This is a genomic window from bacterium, assembly GCA_014360495.1.
GTDB lineage: Bacteria > Armatimonadota > JACIXR01 > JACIXR01 > JACIXR01 > JACIXR01.
This window is the reverse complement of sequence record JACIXR010000005.1, coordinates 121,813-143,836: the sequence shown is the minus strand read 5'-3', so window position 1 is coordinate 143,836 and position 22,024 is coordinate 121,813. Positions and strand designations below refer to the sequence as shown.

Here is a 22,024-nt window from a genome sequence, read left to right as displayed (position 1 = left end):
ATTTTTTATTTTACCCTGCGTAAAACATCTATCGTTACCGCCACAACTACCACACTTCCCACCACTATCTCGTGCCAGTAAGGAGAAACCTGTAATAGTATCAATGCATTATAAAGAACCGAGATTATGAATGTCCCCAATAATGTCCCGAGCATAGTTCCTTCCCCTCCCATAAGGCTTGTCCCTCCTATCACTGCGCCCGCTATTGCCTGAAGCTCGTAGGCACTGCCTACACCTGGCTGTCCCTGCCCCATATTTGCCGCTATTAGTATGCCCGACAGTCCAGCTAAAAAGGCGCTTATCATATAACACAGAATCCTTCCAGTATCCACATCTATACCCGATAATCTTGCCGCCTCAATATTCCCTCCGATCGCGTAGATTCTTCTTCCAAATGTCGTGTAGTTCATCGTAATGTGAGCGACCAGGAAAACGACTATTAAAATGATAAAGGGAATGGGCAGGTAGGGGAGTCCTTTCCTGCCAAGGAAATTGAAGGAATCGGGCAATCCCGTTACCGGCCAGCCCTTGGTAAGAGCGGAAGCTCCTCCCCTCGCCATACTCAGGGTTCCCAATGTTATGATGAAGGGAGGAACTCTAAGTTTAGTTACAAAGATGCCATGCCAAAGACCAATTAATGAGGAAATAGCTAAAGCGAAAAGGATGGCGAGCGGCACGGGAATACCTTGCTTTATGAAGAGCGCTACGATTACCCCGATGAAAGCTATGACAGAGCCAGGGGAAAGGTCTATTCCTCCCGTTATTATCACTATTGTTTCCCCTATGGAGAGAAGACCGAAGAAAGCCACCTGCCGAAGAACGCTCTCTATATTGAATGGGTTTAGGAACTTGTCGGGAGCATAAATGGATACCGCGGCGCATAGGGCTATGAAGGCGAACAATATGTTCGCTTCCCTGATGGAAAACAATTTTCTGAGAAAATTCAAAGCTTTGCTCATCTCTCTATTACCACCTCTGGAGGGAAAGCATAATTGAGAAAATGTTGCTTTATTGAAGCTTCCTCAGCGCTTCCTTTATGGATAATAAGACGATAGCGAAACTCCAGCTTCTCCCCTTTGTTCAATTTATAGTCCCCTCTATTAAGAGGGTTATTGGTGAAGTAGGAGACACCAAATGGATTAGCAGTGAAGAGACCGTAATCTCGTACATGCCAATATGTGGGATGGCGGAGATTAGAGGGATTGTCAAGCACTGCCACACCGAGCTTCTCTCCCTTTATGTATCCCCAATAATCGCACCAATGAGCCCTTTTCCCCCAAGCTTCTTTTTCGCCTATTCCTCCGAAGGAATTCTCAATTACGCCGCCCCTCTTTCCCTCCAACGCGCTCGCCACTCGTAAGGAGATTATCCCTCCTTCCTTCGTATCCCCGAATACAACATCTTCCTCACTTGCGTGGAAGGTTACGCGGAAATCAATCATTCTTATTGGCGAGGAAAGAGCATAAAAAATTATCTCTCTTTCCTCCTCCAAAACCTTCTTCCCATCTGTCCCCACCCAATCCAATAGCTCTCGCAGAGACCCTCTCACTACTCCGCTTTTTATTTCTCTGAAAAATCTATGAATCTGTCTTCCGTGTCCCTCTTCCTCGCTCCAATTATCCACTCCATTAACATCTCCATGGGCTACCCACAGGGAACGATGATGCTTATGGTCCTTGCTTTCTCCCTCCACATCCTCCATTGGATAACTCCTCGTTATAGGTATCTGCCCAGGAGCATTAAGGGGATAAAGGAAAGGACGAGGGAAATCCGCGCCAAAATGATAATTAGTAAACACTTTTCCTCCAAGGATAATTTCCACCAAATTCTCCCTCTCTTTGAGCTCCACTCTTTCCTCTGCTTCCCCTTCCACAATCTCATAAGTTCTCTCTTCCCCTTTCTCCAAGTATGGGATTATAAAGACGATTTTGCCTCCCTCTAATTGGGCTGGTAAAAGGGCTCCATTTCCCTCGTCTCTCAGCGAGAAGCTATCCGGCAAATCTTCAAAATCTCCAATTTCAACAGGGCAAAAAAGCCTTCTATGAGCACCTGCCTTCACTTTTATCCTCATCTTTCATTACCTCCTTCAGATATTTTAAGCTCTCAATAGCGCAAATCTCGGGAGAAGGCGAAACATCAAATATCTCCACTGAAACGAAGCCTTGATAATTTATGGATTTTAAAGCCCTGATTATGGGTTGAAAATCAGTTTCGCCAAATCCGGGTCCCTTTCCGCTCTCATCATTTGCGTGGAAATGCATTAAATAGGGAGCACCTTCCTTAATTATCTCCCCAATATCCCTTCCCTCCGAGCACATCGCCTTTACATCAAGATGCAGTTTGAATCTGGGATGGGAAACCTCCTCAATTAGTTTTATTGCTTCTCTCGCCGTGGTGATAAAGTTCGTCTCCCTGGGAGAGAGAGGTTCCAAGCAAATGAAGATATTGTATCTATCTGCTTCCTCCGATGCCCGAAGGAAGAAATCCTTCGCCCATAACCAAGCTTCCCCTTTCTCAACACCGGGCATAATATCCCTCTGCTTCGGCGAGCCGAAAACAAGCAACTCTCCACCCAATAAATGGCAGAATTTGATTAAGTGCTTCATATATTCAAGGGTTTCCTCTCTGATAGATGAATCGGGATGAGTTATATGGAGACCGGGAGGGGAAACCAAGAGCCAATGCAAACCCACTATTTGGAGCTTTCTCTTTTCTGCGATTTCCCTTATGTTCCTGCAATCTTTCTCATTCAAATCCCTTACATCGGAGGCGAAGGTGAAGGGAGCGATTTCTATCCCATCGTAGCCTATGGATGAGACGAAATCGCATACCTTTGGGAAATCCCATTCCTTAAATATCTCATTGCAAATTGCGAATTGCATTTGTTGATATTTTATCATTTATTCAAAAAACAATCCATTGTATAATTGAAGAAAACAATCATAGGAGGTGAAAATATGAAGGTAAAGATAAAATTTGAGAAAACAGGCTTGGAAGCGGAGGGAGAGCTTTTAGATAATGAGACTGCCAGGGCAATCTATAATTCCTTGCCTATTCGCTCAAAGGCAAAGAGATGGGGAATGGAGATATATTTCACTATACCTGTTAAATGCCCACCCGAAAACGAGAAGGAGGTCGTGGAGATAGGGGATATGGGATATTGGGTTCCGGGTTCGGCTTGGTGCATATTCTTTGGACCGACACCGATAAGCAAGGAAGGAGAGATAAGACCGGCAAGCGCGGTTAATATATTCGGCAAGATAAAAGCCTCTCCCGAGGAATTGGATAAGGTAAAGGAAGGAGAGGGTATATTGATAGAAAAGATGGAGGAATGAATTGACTTATAGTTCTTTCTTCATTCTCACCCATATTCCCGCCTTGTAGAGGGGTTTAAACCCCATTTTCAAATATAAATTAATCGCCCTCTCGTTCCCTTCTCCAACCCAAAGCGTCACTTTCTTGCGTCCCAAAGAAATCGCATAATCCATCGCCTTTTGCAAGAGGGCTCTTCCTATCCCTCGTCCTTTATATTCCTCCTTAACGGCAAATTCGTGAATCTCGCAAACTCTACCTTCCCTATAATCCTCCCAGTTTCCGTGGCAGGAGATGAAACCCACAACTTCGTCGCCCAATTTGGCAACGAAGAATCCCGAAGGGTCTCCCTTGAACAACCAATCCATATAGCTTTTCACAGATTTTCTCTTATTATAGGCGTATTCAGGCATATCCTTGTAGGCTGATAAATAGATATCCACAAGGATTGACCTCAACTTGAGAAATTCGGAGCGTTCCAAATTCGTTATTTTTAATAAATTTTCCACTTGCATAACTATAATAAATATTTTAGAATTGCATATAATATTTGACAGCATTTCAAACTGTGTTTATACTTTTTACAATCAATCTTTTTAAGGGGGTGTCATTTCACCATGCTGTTTACTAAGAGAATATGGTTACTTGTCGCTCTGCTGGTTATGGTGGTAAGCCTTTCCTATGCTACCACCTACCCGCCAGCTGTTTCCTTTGTATCACCGAGAAATGGGTCGACAATCAGCGGGGAAGCGAAGATAACAATCTCTTTCTCCGCTACCGCCGAGCATCTCGTAACTAAGCTGGAGCTTTATGTTGATAGACAATTGGTAGAAGAAACGACGCTTGATTCTCCCCTGCTTTCGGGTCAGCAGGTGTACTATATAAACACTTTACAGCTGGCTAATGGTCCCCACAGCCTTACTGCTAAAGCATACAGCAGACCTGAGGATGTAGGAGAGGCAACAATAATGGTGTATGTAAACAATGGTCTTGAGGATATAACACCTCCCCTTGTGGAGATTCTCTATCCGAAAGGGGGACAAAAGTTAGCGGGTAAGGTAGAGGTAAAGATAAAAGCGGTGGATGATAGGGAAGTCAAGTATGTGATGCTGTTCATTGACGATAAATTCAAATTCCTCAAGAACTATCCTCCCTATACCGACATTTGGGACACGACAAATTATTTAAATGGTATCCATATTTTGCAGGCATTCGCTTATGATGCCGCGGAAAACAAAGGGGAATCCAAACCCGTAAAAGTAGTAGTTGATAATCCATCGGGCAAGACAGCTCTTGGAGAGGCGAAAACTTCAGCTAAAGAGGAAATTACACCGCCCTCAATAATAACTCCGCCCTCTACACCAGAGACGAAAGAAGCAAAAGGGGAAGCCTTATCCACTCCCGCTAAGGGGCAAGCTGAACCAAAAGAAGCAAAAAAGGATGAGGGAACGAAGCCTTCAATTGCAACTGTAAAGAGGGAGACACCACCCTCGGTGACAAGTAAGGGGCAAGCAGTGACTTCCCCAGGAGCTGAACCGAAGGAAATCAGCAAGGGGGAGGGAACGTTAACAATAACTCTTAACTTGCCCCAAAAGGAGACCCCGCCTTCCACAACTACAAAAGGTCAATCCGCTATCGCTGGTGGCGCGACTTTCAAGGAAGCCGTTAAAGACAAGCCCGCAAAGGAAGGCAAGGTCGGTGGAGTTCCCGTTTTACCTCCAGTTATCCCCAAGGCGGAGGCTAAAAGCACGGTTCAATCTACCCCATTAGAAAGCCCTGGACCTTCCTACCAGCATAGTAAAATCGGAGGAAAGCCCGTAGTTTCCGCTCCTCCCTCAAGCAAACCATCCGCTGCTAAATCAATCGCAACTCCCTCCGGGGCACTCGCCTCCCCTAAAGGAACAAATCAGAAGACCTTGCTGATAGTGAGCAAGCCATCCGAAACTTTGAGCGTCATTTCCACAAACGCTTCTTCCCAGAATAGTTTCAAGGTACATACTATCCAGAAAGGTGAGTGCCTGTTTAGGATTGCTAAGGCTTATGGCGTTCCCTGGGAAACGATTGCGAGCCTGAATAACCTAGAGAATCCTGACTTTATAAAAGCTGGCGAGAAGCTTCTTGTTCCCAATATCACCGTCCTTTACAACGAAAACGAAGTATCGTTCCCCGATGCACACCCGTTTGTGAAGAACGACATTCCACTTGTTCCCTTCAGAGCGGTTTTTGAGACAGCAGGTGGAACTGTCATATGGCACGCGGATAGCCGGGAAGTTGAGGCACACAGAGGGGATAAGAATGTATGGTTGAAGATTGGAAGCAGAAAGGCGCAAGTGAACGACCAGACGATTCTTATGGAGGTAGCAGCTTTCATCAAGTTCAATCGCACTTATGTTCCCGCTACTCTCTTCCACTACGCTCTTGACGCTCAAATCCAATGGGACCCTCAAACGGGTCATCTCTATATCTCCACGCCATAGAAAGAATTGAGATAAAGATAATAAACAAGGGTAGGCTTCCTTGTCTTTTAGGGAGCCTACCCTTATTATTAAAGAATAATATGCCTCATTTCCATCTCGTTAAGCAATCTAACGATTGTAAAGCAAGGGCAGGGATACTACACACTTCCCATATCAGCGTTCCTACACCTGCCTTTATGCCTGTTGGAACGCAAGCCACTGTTAAAGCGATGAGTTCAGAGGAAGTCTGGGATATAGGATATAGGCTTATCCTCGCCAATACTTATCATCTTTACCTCAGACCAGGTTTAGAGGTGATAGAAGCGGGTGGAGGTCTGCATAAATTTATGAATTGGAAAGGCGGGATATTGACCGATAGTGGAGGCTTTCAATCCTTCAGCTTGATAGACTTACGAAGCATAGAGGATGATGGCGTCCTGTTTCGTTCCCACATTGATGGTTCAGAGCATTTCTTCACCCCAGAATTAGTTATTGAAATTCAGGAGAGACTGGGCTCCGATATAGCGATGGTCCTTGATGAATGTCCGCCTTACCCTTCAACAAAATCTTATACTGAAGAGGCTACACGGAGAACATTTCTCTGGGCAAAGAGGAGCAAAGAAAGGCACTCAAGGAAAGACCAGCTTCTTTTCGGCATAGTTCAGGGAGGAATATATCAGGACTTGAGGATAAGAAGCGCTGAGGAAATCACCTCCTTAGATTTTGATGGCTATGCAATAGGTGGAGTGAGTGTTGGTGAGCCGGAGGAATTTCTCTGGGCAGTGATTGAATGGGTTGAACCGTTGCTCCCCTCAAATAAACCTCGCTATTTGATGGGGGTTGGTAGCCCTATTGACCTACTGAAGGCGATAGAGAAGGGAATAGATATGTTTGATTGTGTTTTGCCGACAAGGCTTGGGAGAAACGGATGCGTATATACAAGTGAAGGGAAACTCAACATAAAGAACGCTCGTTTTAAGGACGATTTTTCCCCCATTGACCCCAACTGCACATGTTGGGCTTGTAGCAACTATACGAGAGCCTATCTTCGTCATCTCTATAAAGCGGAGGAAATCCTCGCCGCCAGATTGGCGACTTATCACAATCTCTACTTTTACAGAGAACTTTTGAGGCAAGCAAGGAAAGCGATAATGGAGGATAGATTTTTGGAGTTTAAGGAAGATTTTCTGAGAAAATATAGAGGTGATGAAGATGACGCAGGTTAAACTGAAGGATGTCAAGGAGTACCCAATGGTGAAGGTTCTCTTACTTGCAGCGGATAAGAACTTAGAGGCGATGGGATACACGGAGCACGGTGTACGACACGCTGACCTCACAGCAAACATCGCACGCAACATCCTTATTCGTCTCGGCTATCCTGAAAGGGAAGCTGAACTTGCTGCAATCAGCGGTTATCTTCACGATATCGGAAACGCGGTCAACAGGGAGGGGCACTCAGTCGCTGGAGCAATGTTAGCCTATGAGATTCTCTCCAATCTCGGTATGCCATTGGAGGAGATAACGGAAGTTATGGCCGCAATCGGCAATCACGATGAGGACTCCGGCTATCCAGTTAATACTATCTGCGCAGCTCTTATAATCGCGGACAAATCGGATGTGCATTACACGAGGGTAAGGAATCCCAATCCCTCCACTTTTGACATTCACGACAGAGTGAACTTCGCCGTTCACAAATCATTCTTAAATGTGGATAAAGAAGCTAAGAAGTTGAGGTTGGAATTGGATATAGATACGAATCAAATCTCCATTATGGAATATTTTGAGATATTTTTACAACGAATGCTTCTTTGCCGAAGGGCAGCAGATTTCTTAGGCTGTTCCTTCAGGCTTGTAGTCAATAACTTAGAGATGTGAGAAAGGAGTGTTGTAAATGTTCAAACAAACGCGAAGAGAGTTTTTAAAAACTTTGGCGGCGGGAACCTTCTCCCTGCTTGCCCTTGGAGAAAGCGGGTTAACGGATGAGAAGAAAGAAATCCCCAAACGAAGGCTGGGGAAAATGGGCGTTGAAACTTCCATTATAGGGATTGGCTGCTTCCATCTCATTGAACGAAGTGAGGAGAAAGCGGTAAAGCTTTTGAATTATATCATAGATGAGGGGGTGAATTACATAGATGTCGCCCCCTCCTATGGGGATGCGGAGGTGAAAGTGGGGAAAGTAATGAAAAGCAGAAGAAAAGAGGTTTTCCTCGCAACGAAAACACACGAAAGAACGAAGAAGGGAACCCTTCAACTCTTTGAACAAAGCTTGAAGAGATTGCAGACCGATTACGTTGACCTTCTACAACTTCACGGAGTAAGCAATTGGCAGGATTTCGGCACGATTTTCGAACCCTATGGAGCCATTGCGGCCGCTGAGGAATTGAAGAAGAAAGGGCTAATTCGCTTCCTCGGGATTTCCTCTCATCGCCCCGATATCCTTTCTAAGGCGATTAAGCTCTATCCCTTTGATTCTATCCTCGTGTGGGTTAATTATCTTGACCGCTTCAATTATCCAATCATCTTTGAGGAGATAATTCCCTATGCACGAGCAAAGGGGATAGCAGTTATAGCGATGAAGGCTATAGGAGATGGATTGCTGAGGGATTCAGCGCGGATGGCGCTCCGCTATGCCCTCACCCATTGCGATGTAGCTGTTTTAGGGATGAATACAATAGCGCAAGCAAAGTTGGATATAAGCGTGGCGAGAAATTTCAAGCCAATGACGAAGGAGGAAGAGGAGGAATGGTTCAAGAAGGCGCCAGAGCTTGGAAATTTCGTATGTAGGCAATGCGGGAAGTGCCTCCCTTGCCCAGTGGGAATTGATATCCCTAAGGTCTTCCTGGTTGAGGGAGCCTTTGATAGACAGGTAGTGGATGGAGTGGATAGAGGAGAAGAGGAGAACAAGTGGCGCTACACTCTCGCCCATTGGTACGGAAACGAGAAATGGGCGAAGTCGCTTTATGAGGACCTTACCATTAAACCTGATGCGTGCATGGATTGCGGCAAATGCGAGGAAAGATGCCCTTACAATATCCCGGTGCGGAAAAGGATTAAGGATATTCAAAATAAAATAGAATCCTTCAATCCCTAAAATCAAGGAGGAGGAATTGAGTTGAAAGCGATTCCTCTGCTATTATTTGCGATTTGCTTAGCCTATCCTTTTACCCTCACTCGTGAGGGTAAGAACGAATTTCTTCCCGTTTTAGGAAGGAAATGCTCAATTCTCGCGAGGGAGAACGGGGAATTTGAACTATGGTTCTATCCCTTCAAAGCCGTTTACAATGGACGAATAACCTTTATATCGGATGGGAAAACCCTAAATTTATCACGGATTTCCCGCCAGGTCATCATCTCCCCTGCTATATCCTCTATAGTCTTCAATGGAGAAGTTATAGGAAGGATAGATTTTCTATGCTCAAAAGAATTTCCCGTATCCCTCTTTGAGTTCCATCTCTTGAAGAACACTGTTCAGAAAATCATAATCACCTTCCAACCCTCCCTAACTCTTATGTGGCCTGCTTCAACGGAAGGCGATGTGAAATATCAACAGAAATCACCATATTTTCTCCAATTCTCCCGCCTGGCGGGCGGAAAAGAGCTCAAATTTTCCATTCTTTCCAATGAAGCGATGAATTATCAGGATGGACGGATTGAGATAAAAGTTTTAGATGCCCATGTTTGTTTGGCTTTCTGTGGCGGGGTAGGGGAGGATTGTGAGGGAATAGCGAAACGCTATTTGGATAAACCAGAACTTTTGCTTGAGGAAAACGAGGGAGAGGAGAACGAATTTCAAGCAAGGACCAGCCAACTGAGAAGCTCCAATCCTCTTTTTGATGAGGCTTTCTATTGGGCTAAAGCTGGGCTGGATAAATGCTTCGTTGAGACCGCTTTAGGAAAAGGTTTCGTAGCCGGTTATCATATGGCGGGAGAAGGCAATCGTCCCGGCTTCGCTTGGTATTTCGGTAGAGATTCCTTCTGGATGGGACTCGCTTTGCTTTCCATAGGAGATTTTTCCAAAGTGAAGGAAAACCTCCTTCTTCAAAAGAGATTTCAAATCAAAGAGGGGAATGACAAGGGGAAAATATATCACGAGCTTTCCCTTGCTCATAGTTTCGTTTCCAACCCTTCCTACGCCTATGTCGCTGGCGATTCCACCCCTCTATATGTAATACTCTGCTCCGAATATGCCAAATGGTCAGGGGATGGGGAATTCTTGAGGGAAAATTGGGAAAGCATCAAAGATGCTTTGGATTGGTGCGAGAGAATGGATGTAGATGGCGATTTATTGATTGATAATCCTCCCGCCGGACATCAATGGTTTGATTATGGGGAGAAGAACATGATAGACCTCGTTGCTATCTGGCAAAAAGCATTGGAGGAAGGAGCATATATAGCAAGGTTTTTGGGGAAAGAGGATTTAGCGGTAAGGTGGGAAGATAAGGCAAGGAAGGTGCATAGGATTTTGAATGAGGACTTTTGGAATGCGAGAAGAAATTTCTTTTATGACCGAAAGTTGCCAGATGGCTCCTTCCTTGATCTCGCAACCTGTAATCCCTTGATACCGCTTCTTTGGCAGCAGATTGAGGAAAACAAAGCGGAAACCACCCTCCATTACTTCGCTTCTACCTCTTTCACAACCGATTGGGGAGTTAGGACAACATCAAAGGACGAAAGGATTTACAATCCCTGGGGATATCATGAGGGGACGGTTTGGCCGCTTGTAACGGGTTGGGCTTCTTGGGCGCAGTTCATCAATTGCCATCCAATAGATGGATATGCAAATCTACTTCGCAACGCCAAAATGACGAGGGATTTCTGCCTTGGCTACATACCCGAGATTTTGAATGGCGATAGATATGAGGCAGGAGGCTGTCCCTTGCAAGGTTGGTCAGAGGCGATGGTCATCCTTCCTTTGGTCAAAGGGATGTTGGGATTGGAGCCGAATGCCCTGGAAAAGAGAATAAAGATGACCCTTCATATCCCCGAGGAACTCACTTCCCTTAAATTAACGAATATAATGGTTGGAGATAGCAAGTGGGCGATGGAATGGAAAAACGAGGGGAAAAGGGCGAGCTTGAAGATAAAAAAGGAAGGTGGGTCTGCTTACTTTGTTGAGCTTGCAATCTCTATAAAAGCTTCTCAACAAGTGGAGACAATCTCGGATGGGAAGAAGATTCTTCACGAGCGAATAAACAAGCCCTGTGGATATCATATTATCTTGCACAGCTCGGTTGATAGGGAGCTCTCTATAAACTTCATTGACTCACTCTATAAAGGGGTAGAAGAAAAGTGATTATGATTAATCGCCTGGTATTATTGTTTTTATTCGTTTGATATCTCGTTTGGGGGGCGATTTTAAGCAAGGAATGAAAGCAAAAGGTTTCCTTCTTAATGCTACCGCCTGCAAAATGGATTGCAGGACTATATTGCGACCTTAGCCATCGCCCTGCAAAAGTCTTCGGATTGATTACCCCGGACTTGAGAAGTAATATGTTATGGAAATAAATAACACGCTACTTTGAAGGAGGAATTGGAATATGAATAGAGTATGCGATTTTAGTAGCGCTATCAAGATATTGGCGCTAATAGTTTTGTTGGTTATTGGAACGGGACGGATTTTTCCCTCGGTTTATTATGTAGGCGGACGAAGGGCCTCGGACAAAAACCCAGGGTCGGCATCTCGTCCTTTTGCGACAATCCAGAAAGCGGCTACGGTGGCAAAGGCAGGGGATGTAATCAAGATACGCGCTGGCATATACCGCGAAACAGTGATTCCCACAAACTCGGGCTCGGAAGGCAAGCCCATCGTGTTTGAACCGGAGGGAAATTCTGTCGTAGTCATAAGTGGGGCAGACCCCGTTGAAGGAGGCTGGACTGTTTATAAAGGCAGGATTTACAAAAGGGAAATCTCCCTTCCATTGACTGGATATAACGACCGGATAACCGATAACGAAACGCTCCTTGCCAATCAAGTATTCGTCAATGGAAAAATGATGATTGAAGCTCGCTGGCCAAATGTGAGCAACTTGGATGACTTGATGAACCGCAAGGATTTTAGGCACATTCCCAAAAACGCCTGGACGGCATTGCCCAATGGCACTGTAATGCTTCAAGACCAAGCCATCCCTGATATTCCCGAGGGCTTGGCAGGTGCAACTATTTGGTATTTAGGTTGGTTCGTTCCTCATACAAGCATAATTGAATCTTCATCACCTGGGGCGATTGTGTTTCGTTCCACTGCAGGAGAAGAGTTCCACGACTTTTATTACATTACCGGAAAATTGGGCTTGCTTGACGCCCCGGGTGAGTGGTTCTACGACGGCACATACCTTTATTTATGGCCGCCGGACGGAAATAAACCAAAGAATGTGGAGGTTAAGCGACGCAACTACGCGTTTGACCTCCGTGGAAAATCTTACATTACTATCAGGAATATCCGCATATTCGCCGCCACAATCATCACAGATGAAAACAGTAAAAACATCGTTTTGGATGGGATTAAAGCCAAGTACATCAGCCATTTCGTGACTCTTCCGGGAGGCGATGTCCTCTATTCACACTCCGATGAAACCGGTATTCGGCTTATGGGTCCCAACAATGTCATTCGGAACAGCATCATTGAATACAGCGCGGGTCATGGAATTGTTTTGGGAGGGGAAGGATGTGTAGCGGAGAACAACCTTATTCATGATATCTCCTACGGTGGCACCTATCTCTGCGCTATCTGCCCTGCCCCAGGCAAAGCAACACGAGTTGTAGTTACTCACAATACGATTTTCCGAACGGGTCGCTCAGCCATTGATTTACTCCGCGGTAATGTGGAAATAGCTTACAATGACATATATTGGTTTGGTCTGCTCAACACCGACCTGGGGGCGATTTACTCAGCACGTGGAAGCGACCTTACAGGGACACACATTCACCACAACTGGCTCCATGACGCAGGAAATGATAAGACTCATAAATACCCAGTGGGAGCGGGAATCTACTTGGACCAAAACGCCAAGCCCGTGTTGATTCATCACAATGTCTTCTGGAACAATCACAAAAACGATTTGCGCATAGAACAACACAATCCCCCATTTAATCGGGTTTTCAACAACACTCTCGCTTCCACGGAAGCCGAGTTCTGGAATTCACTGGAATCCTATCCCGCCCACACTCCCGAGAATATTAATAACAACATATACCGTGCATCTATTCGTCCAAACATTCCGGGAGCTAATGAGCTTACAGCACCAACGGACCCCAAGTTCATGAATAAGGGTTGGGGAGGGCTGAAATTCAGGCTGAGACCTGATTCTCCTGCTATTGACCGTGGGGCGGTGATTCCCGGCATAACGGACAAGTTCGTTGGCAGTGCTCCGGATATTGGAGCCTACGAGTACGGCGGAGATGAATGGATAGCTGGTTGCAACCTGCCGGAAAGAAAATTGTATAAATACCCTGATTGAATTGGCTTTATTATCTTTCCCGTGTAAAGACCTTCCATGGTGATAATAGCGAATAAGTATCCTTATGGTGTGCCGGGATTGTAGGCGAAACCGTGGAAACCGAAAATTGCCTGAAGTATAGCCCAAAAGCCATTCCCTATGACCTCACCCATAATTAACCCCAGGAAAAAGGGAAGCGCCTTTCTATAACTTCTCAATCCACCTACCTTCAAAGCTATGGTCTTGGAAAGCCATCCTAAAAAGAAGGAGAACCAGAGGAAATTCATACTGATAGTGTTGCTCGCCGCATAGCCGAGAGGATGGAAAGGCCACCAGGGCAAACGAATCCTCATAAAGCCAAGGAAAATCGTGAATAATGCTCCCGCTGCTGAATAGATGAATCTCTGAGGATTAGGCTGGGGAGGAACATTAAGCCAAGAGGCAAGCTCCCTGAAAGCCCATACACCGCTCTCCACCCTCCATCTATCGGCCTTAGCTGAACCAGCTCCGTAAAGATAGTAAAGATGAAGAGTAGTAGGAACAGCTACCAAAACGCAAGAGATAATCGCCAGCCATATAGCTAAGCTGAAAATCCATCCTCTTTTAGCTTTCGGGTCAACGAACTTGATTCCCTCAACGAGAGACGGCATGAGATAACCCCTTCCATCAACCTCCAAAAACTTCAGTGCGGAGAGAATCGTCAGATTTCTCTCACCTATTCCCTTCACGCCCAAAGCCGAGACGGCGATATTGCTTGGATGGTCGGGGGTATGTATCCAGGTAAGCCCGCCTTCTGCCCTCATTCTTGATAGGACAAGGGAGAAGACGAGAAAAACGAAAATGAAAAACAAAGAGGAAACAATGGAAAGCCCCGCTCGGTTAAGCCAGACGAGAAGAACGAGTAAGGAAATGAGGGAACCAAGGACTGCAGACCTATAAGATAAGGGCTCAAAGGAGTCGTCTATCTCCTTGTTTTTACCAATAGCCTTTAGAAACACATTCTTTAAATGATGCCTTCCCGACCAGAGCATAAGGGCAAAAAGGGCAAGAAAGGCACCCAAAGTCTGTTCCTCCAAGCCGGGAAAACGAGCCAAGAAACCGCTCTCCCTTCCAGCACTGAAGCCGAAGGCGGAGCCAAGCACGAGTTCCGCTTTCCCCATAAAATAAAAGAACCAGCAGCTGAAGGCGATTTCCGCCGAGACGATATATGCTATGCCCAGAAAGGAAGGATAAAGACTTATTTCCAACCATTGCATAGCATTCCAAGGAGGGTAGGGGAAGTAGCGCATAAGATTATTGTGTAAGAGGACAAAAGGAGGTATAGAGGGTTTTATGTGATAGATGCCGTAGGAGATTTGAGAGAGAATGGTTAGAGCCATTCCCGTAAGGGTTAAGGGATGGCGGATGAAGGAATTTAAGATATGTCCTTCTTCCGGCTCCCTGAGCATTTCAAGGGGTAAAATGACAAGGGGGAAGGTTAACTTCTCATTCTCCACCCATTGCTTGCGAAAAATCACCGCCACGCACCAGAAAAAGAAATAGAGAGCAAACGAGAATATGAGCCAGTGGATAAGAGGGGTTATCCAACTTCGCCAGGGAACGCTCGTCCCACCATCAAAGAAGGCTCTTATCGCCCCTTCGTCTTGGAGATAGAGATAAGCGGGCAAATAATGAAGGAATTTGTCCCAATGAAGCTCAATACGAGAGAAGTATTTGAGGTCTCCTATGCTTGGGATGAGAAATTGCACCAAGCCAAAAGAAGAGAAGGGGGCTGATATCATAGCCATCACATAAACCGCCACCAATTCCCCACTTGATAAAGCCTTTCGGGGAGCATATCTTCTCAAGAAGCCGTTTGCTAAAAGGATAAGAAAAAGAAGGAACATAACCCCGATGGGAGGAGGTGGGATAGTATAGTCGCATGTCCAGTTGAAGACCTCCACAAAGGGGCAGAGAAACCCCATAATAGCTGAGAGAAAAACTCCTAAAAGTAGGGAGCGGAGGGTTAGCCGAAACCCCAAACCTCCTCACTCGCCCTCAAGCTGTTGAAGGATTTCCCTTACATCCTCCCTATCAGGCTCTATTTCCAGTAGCTTGCGAAAATTTTCCTTTGCTTCCTCATAAAGTTTGTGTTTTAGGCAAAGCTTCCCCAAAAGGAAGAGCGCATCGGAAAATGTTGGGTCCAATGCCAAAACATTGCGCAATTGCGTCATAGCAATCTCATCCTCTCCCTTCATACTAAACGCCAAAGCAAGGTTGTAATAGATATCGGGGTCCTTGGGATTATCTTCCAGCTTCCTTCGGAAGTCGTTTATCATCCTATCAAGGCTTTCAAGAGAAACCCCCTTTTGGGGAGGGAGCTTTAGCCTCGTCCCGCAGTTGGAGCAGAAATTGTCCTCCTCACTACATTCTTTCCCGCAAACTGGACACTTCAATTCTTTCCCTCCGGCTTATCAATCATCTGACCCAATTCCCGTAAGCGCGTTTGAAGCTCTTTGACATCAATATTGCGAGGAGATACGCCCTTTTCCACCGCAATTGCGCTTGCAACCCCCGCAGCAGTTCCAATAGCTATTGAAGTGGGCTGAATGCGGAAGGAAGCCATAGCTTCCTGGGTAGCAGAAATGCATCTCCCAGCTACAAGCAAATTATCTAACCCCTTGGGAAGTAAACATCTGTAGGGAATAGAATATGTTGGAACTTTATCAAGTCTGCCCGTTTTCTCCTCCAATTTAGCGCTCCTTTTTTGATAGTGGACATCAATTGGATAATTGCAAAGGGCAATCCTATCCTCAAACATTTTGCCTTTAACAAGGTCTTCTTCAGTTAAGATGTAATCGCCGATTATTCTCCTTGACTCCCTTATCCCAATGTGGGGGGCGGATATAAGGAGCTCAACGGGATAATTCTTGCCCTTCAACTCCTCCACTTGAGAGAGCATTTCCTCCCTTCCCTCCGTTTCCGCTTCGGTTAATTTGAAGGGGTTGAGTGGATTGGAGGGAATACGGGTTTGGTTAGCGAATACCCTGTAAGGGTCCATTCGCCAAACAGCCCCGTAGTTTCTCCAAAGTGGTGGCCAACCATCCTGCCACCAGAGAATGTAGCAAAGGGTAAGGGGCATTATCCTATCCTCGGGGGATATCTCATAGGGAGCGCCAGCGGAGACAGCGATATCCCCATCTCCAGTTGCATCAATGAACATCTTTCCTTCTACGATTCCAAAGCCCAATTCTGGGATATGGATGAGAATTCCTTTAATTCTTGAGTTTTCTTTAACAACACCAATAGCCCAAGCATTGAAGATAATCCTCACGCCCTTCTCCTTGCACATATCATAGAGGACGACTTTCATAACATCTGGGTCGTATGCGTTTCCCTTTAAGCCTCCCCTCTTATTCAGCTCCTCCCTAATTTTCTCATAAAGCCCTCCCACAACTTCCTGTCCCATAAAGAGGGAAACGCCCATCGCCGTTCCAGCCCCTCCCAGATAATCAAATCTTTCAATCAAAATCACCTTCACGCCCTGGGAAGCTGCAGCGATTGCTGAGCCGCATCCCGCTGGACCTCCGCCGACGACAACTACATCTGCTTGCTCACGAAAGGCTATTTTGAGGGACATCCTCGTCGTTTGATTTGGCTTGAAAAATTGGCTTGGTAAAAGATGGAGCTCGCCTGCCGAGGCAAGAAAAACACAGATAAGGATTATTAGACCGATTTTCACTTCCCTTTCACCTCCTTCATCAATTCCTCATAACTCACCCTAACTGGTGCAAAATTCTTCTTCACGGCAAGTGCTGATAAAGCACCAATTGCTCTTCCCGCTTTCAGGGAAATCCCCAGGCTCTCCAACCAAGCCACACCGGGTTGAAGGGGAATCTTGTCGCCAAATGTGAAAAGGAGATTGGTTATCTGACGGGAAATGAAGAAGCCCTTGTCCACCTCAACTTCCTTACTCTCCCATTGGTGAATATTTCCCTGTGAGTCCATAAAGATAACAGTTCCCTTTCCCCTCGCTATGGGGTTTCTCGCTTTCTTTCCCTCGGAACAATCGGAGAGATAGATGGTTCTATAAGTGGGAGGAAAGCGTTGGGGGGCGATTGTGCTATAGGGAGCGATTGCGAGAGGGCGGAAGGTGGTCGTTATCGTTTTGATTAATTCTCCCGCTTTTTCCGATAGCTCCAGGGGAGAAATTGTTCCACTTTGTAGGGTTAAAAATCGGCAGACTTTTCCATCGCCCTTCGGCGAATTCTCACAAAGTATGAGAGATTTGGGAGGAATCTCTCCTATTTCGCTTAAGGTTATAAATCCTCTACTCTCAATGTAGAGAGAGGGTAGGGGAGCAAGAAGGAAGCGGTAAGTGGCTTGGGCGAAGGGAGTTGCGTCTATCAAAATCTTGCATTTGATGAGAAAAACTCCTCCTTTGCTGGCGAAAACGACTCCCTCTATTTTTTTATTTCTTATAACGAGCTCAAGCGGTCTGCACCAATAGAGGAAGGGAATCTCTTTTTCCCTACAGAGTTCCTCAAGAGCAACCTTCAACCCTTCGGGATTGACGATGATATCACCTTCAATAATGGCTTTCTTTTCCCGAAGATAGGCATAAAGTTCTTCATCGTTTTCCCACCCAAAGCGATAACTGGAGAATTCAAGGGAAGCAGTGAGGGCACCGCCTAAAAAGCCTTTATCCTCAACGATAAGCACCTCTTCTCCAAGGGATTTCGCCATGAGGGCGGAAGCGATTCCGGAGATACTCCCTCCGAGAACCAAAACATCAACTTCCTTTAGAACGGGAACATCTACCTGAAAGGCTTCAAGAGAAGAAGTTTCAAATGCCTTCGCCGAAATGGAGATAAGCGACACAATAAGAAAGATAAATACATGTTTCTCCATAGCAATAGAATTATACTTCCTGTAAGGTCAACAGGTCAACGAAGTAATTATTGCATTTTTAAAATTAAAAACGAACTGCATTTCCTTACTCATTACCTTCTCAAACATCCAATGAAAAGACGAGATTGCCACGCCCGTCTTCAGCGCTCCGCTTTGTTTTCATTGCTGTTGCAGGGTTTCAATGAGTGCGAGGATGTTTTCTATAGGAACATCTTTGGGAATGGCGTGGGAAGGAGAAGCTATGTATCCTCCACCTCTTCCCAACTTCTTCAATATCTTTCTCGTCTCGTTCCTTACCTCCTCAGGTGTGCCGAAGGGCAACAGCCTTTGCACGCTTATCCCTCCATAAAAGGTTAAATCCTTCCCATATTTTCTCTTCATCTCGTAGATATCCATAACCTCCGGCTGGAAGGGATTGAAGACATTCACGCCTATTTCTATTAGCTCAGGGAAAAGCTCTTGAACATCGCCACAGGAATGAATGAAAACGGGGAGTCCTGCCTTATGAACTTCATCATACATCATCTTCAAGCGAGGCTTGATGAATTCTCGCCAATGGCGAGGACCCATTATCAACCCCCTTTGCTGCCCCCAATCATCGCCAAAGTAGAAGCCATCTATGGGGTATTTAGTAGCATTTCTAATCACCCTTATATTGAACCAAGCAATAGCCTCCATAAGCTCGTGGACGAAAGAGGGATTCTCCACCATATCAATCAGAAGGTTCTCCATTCCCCTCATAGACCAAGCCCTTTCAAAAAGGGAGAAACCTATCTCGCAGAGGATGAATTTATCCTTATTAGCCTCAATGAAGGAAGGGAAATGGGCATATCTTTCTGGGTCATCGGGGTCGGGAAACTCGTATCCCTTCAAACTTGGCTCCAAGAGGATTGGCTCGGGATTGCCTATATCTTTATCAATCGTCCTATTCCAAATAACGCCGAATTCATCCCGCCAGAAATCGGGCTTGACCTCTACCCAAGCTCCTTGCGGAGTAGTGCCAAGATGGACTATATGCAAGCCGAGTTCGTCTATGGTTGGAACTCTCCCCATATAATTGATTAGCTTCTGCCAAGCTGGATAGGTGAAGCCAATATCGTAGGGCACGATATCCGTTTCCTGATGAGATATCGCTAATTTAACCCTTTCCTTCTTTGTCATAAACTTCACTCTCCAATAAGAGATATCGTAAACTGAGTGGGCTTATCAATCTCGGATTCAAGCCAAAGCACTAAATCCTTCCTATTACCCTCAACCTCCATTCCCCATCTATAGAGGTCAGTGGATAATATCGTCCCATCCAAACTAACTTCCGAAATTCCCTTCGCTAAATTCTTGAAAACGAACACTGGATTAATTATCTTAGCTTTTGGCTCGAGCCTCAAATTGATTAAAGAAACATTTGGTTTGCATTTCAAAACATATGCCCTTTGCAATTGGTCATAACCCTGGAACTCAATCCCCGGGGTTTCCACTTTTATATCCGCGGGATTCAGCCAAGAAGAGGCAAAGAGGATAAGTTGTTCGTCGCTTTCGTCCTTTCCAATCGCTCCTATTAGCAGAGACCAAACGGTTTTGTGAATGGAAGGAGAAACATCCTCCTCGCTGAGAGGCTTGTGGTTCATTGAGATGAGGGAGGCGTGAGCTGGTCCTTCCTCCCAGCCAACTGGAATATACCCCACCGTGCCGAGCCCCCTCGTCACTGGCCAGTGATTTCCCCAATAGCAAGGGGAAACATATTCTCCATCCTTTTTCCATCCATCCCAAACAGCAAGATATTCGGCGATTGAGGGAGAGACCATAAAAGGATGGAAATCATCCTTCAGCTTGACCCTTATAACCGATGGCTTGCCGGTTGGCCAGTTCAGTTTTGGCTGAGGCCAGCTAATTGACTCCTTGTTTCCCTCCAAATCGAAGAAGTCAACAGCGTTGGATGGGAGGACATCATTAGGATGGGTAGCTGGTGGGAGAACGGTTATGAGCTCGTTCATCTCATGATGAACGCCCGGCTTCAGCCATCCGATTATCGCCCTTACGCCAGCCCCATCAGGGTAGAGATAATAATATTCGTCAACCCATTCGTCCTCGTAGATTCTGTAGTTGAAATCGCAGAGGGCATATCGCCAATGGACAACCACGCGAGCGGGTGTGTTGTGGATAATGGAAGCGCGGGAATATCTGCATTCCCTATCCATCAATGGCTCAACGCAATCAACAAACTCGGGCGGGCGAGGACTCACTACCTCAACCCATTCATAGGAGAAGCCGCAATTTTGAAAAGCCCAAATCGGAATAAAGCTTGTTCCTTTCCAGAAGACGAGGCGAGCGCCGTTGGGGAATCTCACGATGATATCGGAAAGAGGCCCGAATCGCCAGACCTCCTTCCAATCCTTTTTCTCAAATTTCCCATCCTTATGAAAGAGGACAGGAAGGTCGTAGGTCAAGTCACCATAGGAAGCGCCAAACGAGGGAATATCTCCCTTCTCCTCACAAATCACCTTCCACTCCCTTTCCAAAATGACTTCGTCCCCCTCTTTAAGTATCACTTTAAGGGAATGGGAACCAAGGGAAGGGTTTATCCTCGTGATAATTCTCTTCTTCTCTCCCGAGCGTAAAATTTCAAGGTCCTCCTTGAGGGATTCCCAGGAAGGGATGACTTGAATGGTGAGGGAAGCCTCTCTATTTAAGACATTCTCAATCTCCACCCTTACCAGTATGAAACCATCATCAGGAACGACGAGGTAAGAGGGTGGCAGGAGTATGTGGGAAAGGTCGACGGGATTCATTTTAGGTACACTTTCAACCTTGAGACTGACTTTAAAATCTCCCTCGCTCGCTGGTCCGAGAGGGCTAGTTAAAAGAAGAGCTGCAAAGAGCATAGGTCTCGCCTCCTTTAATCGTGATTTAATAAAGTTTATCAATAAAATTGTTAGAACGCAATTTATGAATCACTCGGCTTCATTTCTCAAGACGGGAACACGCGAGCGCGTCAAAGGCGGGCTCGCATTGACAAGAGTAGGAAGAAAAATGCTCCTTGAGAAACGAAAACATCCACAAATTATGATAAAGGCGGGTTTTTATAGATTTCCATATTTATCAAAAAGAGGGGATTTTCCCTAACGAATACGCTGAAAATCTCAAACAGTTTACCAGCATCAACGAGCTTACAGAGGGAATTTCCTATTTTTATCTCTTTCTGAATCCCGTGTTGCTTGCATATCTCATCCGCCTTATCATAATCCCTCGGCAAATCGGGTAGATGGGGATATGTCTCTACCGGTATGATTCTTCCCTCGTAATCTATAACCTTTGGATAATAAGGTATACAGCCTCTCGTTGGGCATCCATTCGCATCTTCAACTGTATGGAGAGTGGTATTTGAGCTGTGCCCAACTCCAATTAGCAAAATCTTCCCGTTGATTTTACAGAGTTTGTGAAAGGGAGTATCCTTTCCGCAGGAAGAAGGGCATTTTTCGTGTCCTTCTATCAACCACTCCTTTTCCTTTCCCCAAGCGGCAACTGAATGTGTTGGGTGGAGGGACCTTCGCACCCCTTCCATTCGCCAAAATGTATCGGGGATTTTACCCATAGCCGTAGGGGAGAAACGAACATCAAAAATCATCTCGTTCTTGGCTATTCCATATTCCCCATCAACGAAGGCGGGGAAACTGGGCATAGCGAGTATGCCTGCTTCTGTAATAACCTCCATCAAGCTCCCAATGACCACTTCCGCTCCACCCTCAACATAACCGAAACTTGAGAGGGAAGAGTGGACAAAAACCACATCCCCTTTCCTTATCCCCAATTTCTCCCAACCTTCTATCAAGTCTCTTTTCGTTGCAATTGAGCGATACTGATTCATCTTATTCTACCTCCCTTTATTGACGATTTATAGCAATTATAATTTTTCTCGGTGTCCAAATCTATTAAGGA

18 protein-coding genes are annotated in these 22,024 nt (G+C 45.6%); 7 read left to right on the top strand and 11 right to left on the bottom strand.

What is annotated here, in order from left to right; all coding sequences use genetic code 11:
• Window positions 1-5 precede the first annotated feature (5 nt).
• Genes H5T88_05740 through H5T88_05730 form a run of 3 tightly spaced genes read right to left on the bottom strand, consistent with a single transcriptional unit; the run spans window position 6 to window position 2,882 of the window.
• A complete protein-coding gene (locus tag H5T88_05740) occupies window positions 6-959 on the bottom strand; it encodes an ABC transporter permease (GenBank protein ID MBC7329846.1) in 954 nt (317 codons plus the stop codon).
• The gene (locus H5T88_05735) at window positions 956-2,071 is read right to left on the bottom strand and encodes a PmoA family protein (protein ID MBC7329845.1); all 1,116 of its coding nucleotides are present in this window, start codon (window positions 2,069-2,071) and stop codon (window positions 956-958) included. The genes H5T88_05740 and H5T88_05735 overlap by 4 nt, the downstream gene beginning before the upstream one ends.
• On the bottom strand, window positions 2,040-2,882 hold the full coding sequence (locus tag H5T88_05730; GenBank protein ID MBC7329844.1) for a sugar phosphate isomerase/epimerase: 843 nt from the start codon (window positions 2,880-2,882) through the stop codon (window positions 2,040-2,042). Before H5T88_05730 ends, H5T88_05735 begins: the two co-directional genes overlap by 32 nt.
• Before the next feature lie 75 nt (window positions 2,883-2,957).
• Here H5T88_05730 and H5T88_05725 point away from each other — a divergent pair, with 75 nt between their 5' ends.
• A complete protein-coding gene (locus H5T88_05725) occupies window positions 2,958-3,335 on the top strand; it encodes a hypothetical protein (protein MBC7329843.1) in 378 nt (125 codons plus the stop codon).
• 6 nt (window positions 3,336-3,341) lie between these two features.
• Here H5T88_05725 and H5T88_05720 read toward each other — a convergent pair whose 3' ends face one another.
• The gene (locus tag H5T88_05720) at window positions 3,342-3,827 is read right to left on the bottom strand and encodes a GNAT family N-acetyltransferase (GenBank protein MBC7329842.1); all 486 of its coding nucleotides are present in this window, start codon (window positions 3,825-3,827) and stop codon (window positions 3,342-3,344) included.
• 102 nt (window positions 3,828-3,929) lie between these two features.
• On the opposite strand from H5T88_05720, the gene H5T88_05715 reads away from it, so the two are divergent.
• From H5T88_05715 to H5T88_05690, 6 genes are all read left to right on the top strand, one after another.
• A complete protein-coding gene (locus H5T88_05715) occupies window positions 3,930-5,789 on the top strand; it encodes a LysM peptidoglycan-binding domain-containing protein (GenBank protein MBC7329841.1) in 1,860 nt (619 codons plus the stop codon).
• Between the two features lie 80 nt (window positions 5,790-5,869).
• Complete coding sequence (gene tgt / locus H5T88_05710; protein ID MBC7329840.1) at window positions 5,870-6,994, top strand: tRNA guanosine(34) transglycosylase Tgt; 1,125 nt, start codon at window positions 5,870-5,872, stop codon at window positions 6,992-6,994.
• Complete coding sequence (locus H5T88_05705) at window positions 6,981-7,643, top strand: HD domain-containing protein (GenBank protein ID MBC7329839.1); 663 nt, start codon at window positions 6,981-6,983, stop codon at window positions 7,641-7,643. The genes tgt and H5T88_05705 overlap by 14 nt, the downstream gene beginning before the upstream one ends.
• A 16-nt stretch (window positions 7,644-7,659) precedes the next feature.
• Window positions 7,660-8,859 carry an aldo/keto reductase gene (locus tag H5T88_05700; protein ID MBC7329838.1) on the top strand — a complete coding sequence of 400 codons (1,200 nt, stop codon included), beginning with the start codon at window positions 7,660-7,662 and terminating at the stop codon, window positions 8,857-8,859.
• Window positions 8,860-8,880: 21 nt separating this feature from the next.
• Window positions 8,881-11,061, top strand: coding sequence for a hypothetical protein (locus H5T88_05695; protein MBC7329837.1), 2,181 nt, complete (start codon window positions 8,881-8,883; stop codon window positions 11,059-11,061).
• Between the two features lie 244 nt (window positions 11,062-11,305).
• Complete coding sequence (locus H5T88_05690; GenBank protein MBC7329836.1) at window positions 11,306-13,222, top strand: right-handed parallel beta-helix repeat-containing protein; 1,917 nt, start codon at window positions 11,306-11,308, stop codon at window positions 13,220-13,222.
• Between the two features lie 62 nt (window positions 13,223-13,284).
• On the opposite strand, the gene H5T88_05685 is transcribed toward H5T88_05690, so the two are convergent.
• The 7 genes from H5T88_05685 to H5T88_05655 form a co-directional block, all read right to left on the bottom strand.
• The gene (locus H5T88_05685; GenBank protein ID MBC7329835.1) at window positions 13,285-15,222 is read right to left on the bottom strand and encodes a hypothetical protein; all 1,938 of its coding nucleotides are present in this window, start codon (window positions 15,220-15,222) and stop codon (window positions 13,285-13,287) included.
• A gap of 6 nt (window positions 15,223-15,228) precedes the next feature.
• Window positions 15,229-15,636 (bottom strand): tetratricopeptide repeat protein, encoded by a 408-nt coding sequence (locus H5T88_05680; protein ID MBC7329834.1) that lies wholly within the window; start codon window positions 15,634-15,636, stop codon window positions 15,229-15,231.
• Window positions 15,633-16,922 carry an FAD-dependent oxidoreductase gene (locus tag H5T88_05675; protein ID MBC7329833.1) on the bottom strand — a complete coding sequence of 430 codons (1,290 nt, stop codon included), beginning with the start codon at window positions 16,920-16,922 and terminating at the stop codon, window positions 15,633-15,635. The genes H5T88_05680 and H5T88_05675 overlap by 4 nt, the downstream gene beginning before the upstream one ends.
• On the bottom strand, window positions 16,919-18,091 hold the full coding sequence (locus H5T88_05670; GenBank protein ID MBC7329832.1) for an FAD-dependent oxidoreductase: 1,173 nt from the start codon (window positions 18,089-18,091) through the stop codon (window positions 16,919-16,921). Before H5T88_05670 ends, H5T88_05675 begins: the two co-directional genes overlap by 4 nt.
• 159 nt (window positions 18,092-18,250) lie before the next feature.
• The gene (locus H5T88_05665) at window positions 18,251-19,252 is read right to left on the bottom strand and encodes a hypothetical protein (GenBank protein ID MBC7329831.1); all 1,002 of its coding nucleotides are present in this window, start codon (window positions 19,250-19,252) and stop codon (window positions 18,251-18,253) included.
• Between the two features lie 5 nt (window positions 19,253-19,257).
• Window positions 19,258-20,970: a hypothetical protein gene (locus tag H5T88_05660; protein ID MBC7329830.1), complete on the bottom strand. Its 1,713-nt coding sequence runs from the start codon at window positions 20,968-20,970 to the stop codon at window positions 19,258-19,260.
• Between the two features lie 179 nt (window positions 20,971-21,149).
• Window positions 21,150-21,953, bottom strand: a complete 804-nt coding sequence (locus tag H5T88_05655) for an AAC(3) family N-acetyltransferase (protein ID MBC7329829.1) — start codon at window positions 21,951-21,953, stop codon at window positions 21,150-21,152.
• Window positions 21,954-22,024: the final 71 nt, after the last annotated feature.

What these genes read in the sequence shown, in the direction of transcription:
- H5T88_05655 (MBC7329829.1), bottom strand. Translation starts at nt 21,953, where the DNA reads ATGAATCAGTATCGCTCAATTGCAACGAAAAGAGACTTGATAGAAGGT.
- H5T88_05690 (MBC7329836.1), top strand. Translation starts at nt 11,306, where the DNA reads ATGAATAGAGTATGCGATTTTAGTAGCGCTATCAAGATATTGGCGCTA.
- H5T88_05715 (MBC7329841.1), top strand. Translation starts at nt 3,930, where the DNA reads ATGCTGTTTACTAAGAGAATATGGTTACTTGTCGCTCTGCTGGTTATG.
- H5T88_05705 (MBC7329839.1), top strand. Translation starts at nt 6,981, where the DNA reads ATGACGCAGGTTAAACTGAAGGATGTCAAGGAGTACCCAATGGTGAAG.
- H5T88_05670 (MBC7329832.1), bottom strand. Translation starts at nt 18,091, where the DNA reads ATGGAGAAACATGTATTTATCTTTCTTATTGTGTCGCTTATCTCCATT.
- tgt (MBC7329840.1), top strand. Translation starts at nt 5,870, where the DNA reads ATGCCTCATTTCCATCTCGTTAAGCAATCTAACGATTGTAAAGCAAGG.
- H5T88_05725 (MBC7329843.1), top strand. Translation starts at nt 2,958, where the DNA reads ATGAAGGTAAAGATAAAATTTGAGAAAACAGGCTTGGAAGCGGAGGGA.
- H5T88_05740 (MBC7329846.1), bottom strand. Translation starts at nt 959, where the DNA reads ATGAGCAAAGCTTTGAATTTTCTCAGAAAATTGTTTTCCATCAGGGAA.
- H5T88_05665 (MBC7329831.1), bottom strand. Translation starts at nt 19,252, where the DNA reads ATGACAAAGAAGGAAAGGGTTAAATTAGCGATATCTCATCAGGAAACG.
- H5T88_05730 (MBC7329844.1), bottom strand. Translation starts at nt 2,882, where the DNA reads ATGCAATTCGCAATTTGCAATGAGATATTTAAGGAATGGGATTTCCCA.
- H5T88_05700 (MBC7329838.1), top strand. Translation starts at nt 7,660, where the DNA reads ATGTTCAAACAAACGCGAAGAGAGTTTTTAAAAACTTTGGCGGCGGGA.
- H5T88_05720 (MBC7329842.1), bottom strand. Translation starts at nt 3,827, where the DNA reads ATGCAAGTGGAAAATTTATTAAAAATAACGAATTTGGAACGCTCCGAA.
- H5T88_05660 (MBC7329830.1), bottom strand. Translation starts at nt 20,970, where the DNA reads ATGCTCTTTGCAGCTCTTCTTTTAACTAGCCCTCTCGGACCAGCGAGC.
- H5T88_05735 (MBC7329845.1), bottom strand. Translation starts at nt 2,071, where the DNA reads ATGAGGATAAAAGTGAAGGCAGGTGCTCATAGAAGGCTTTTTTGCCCT.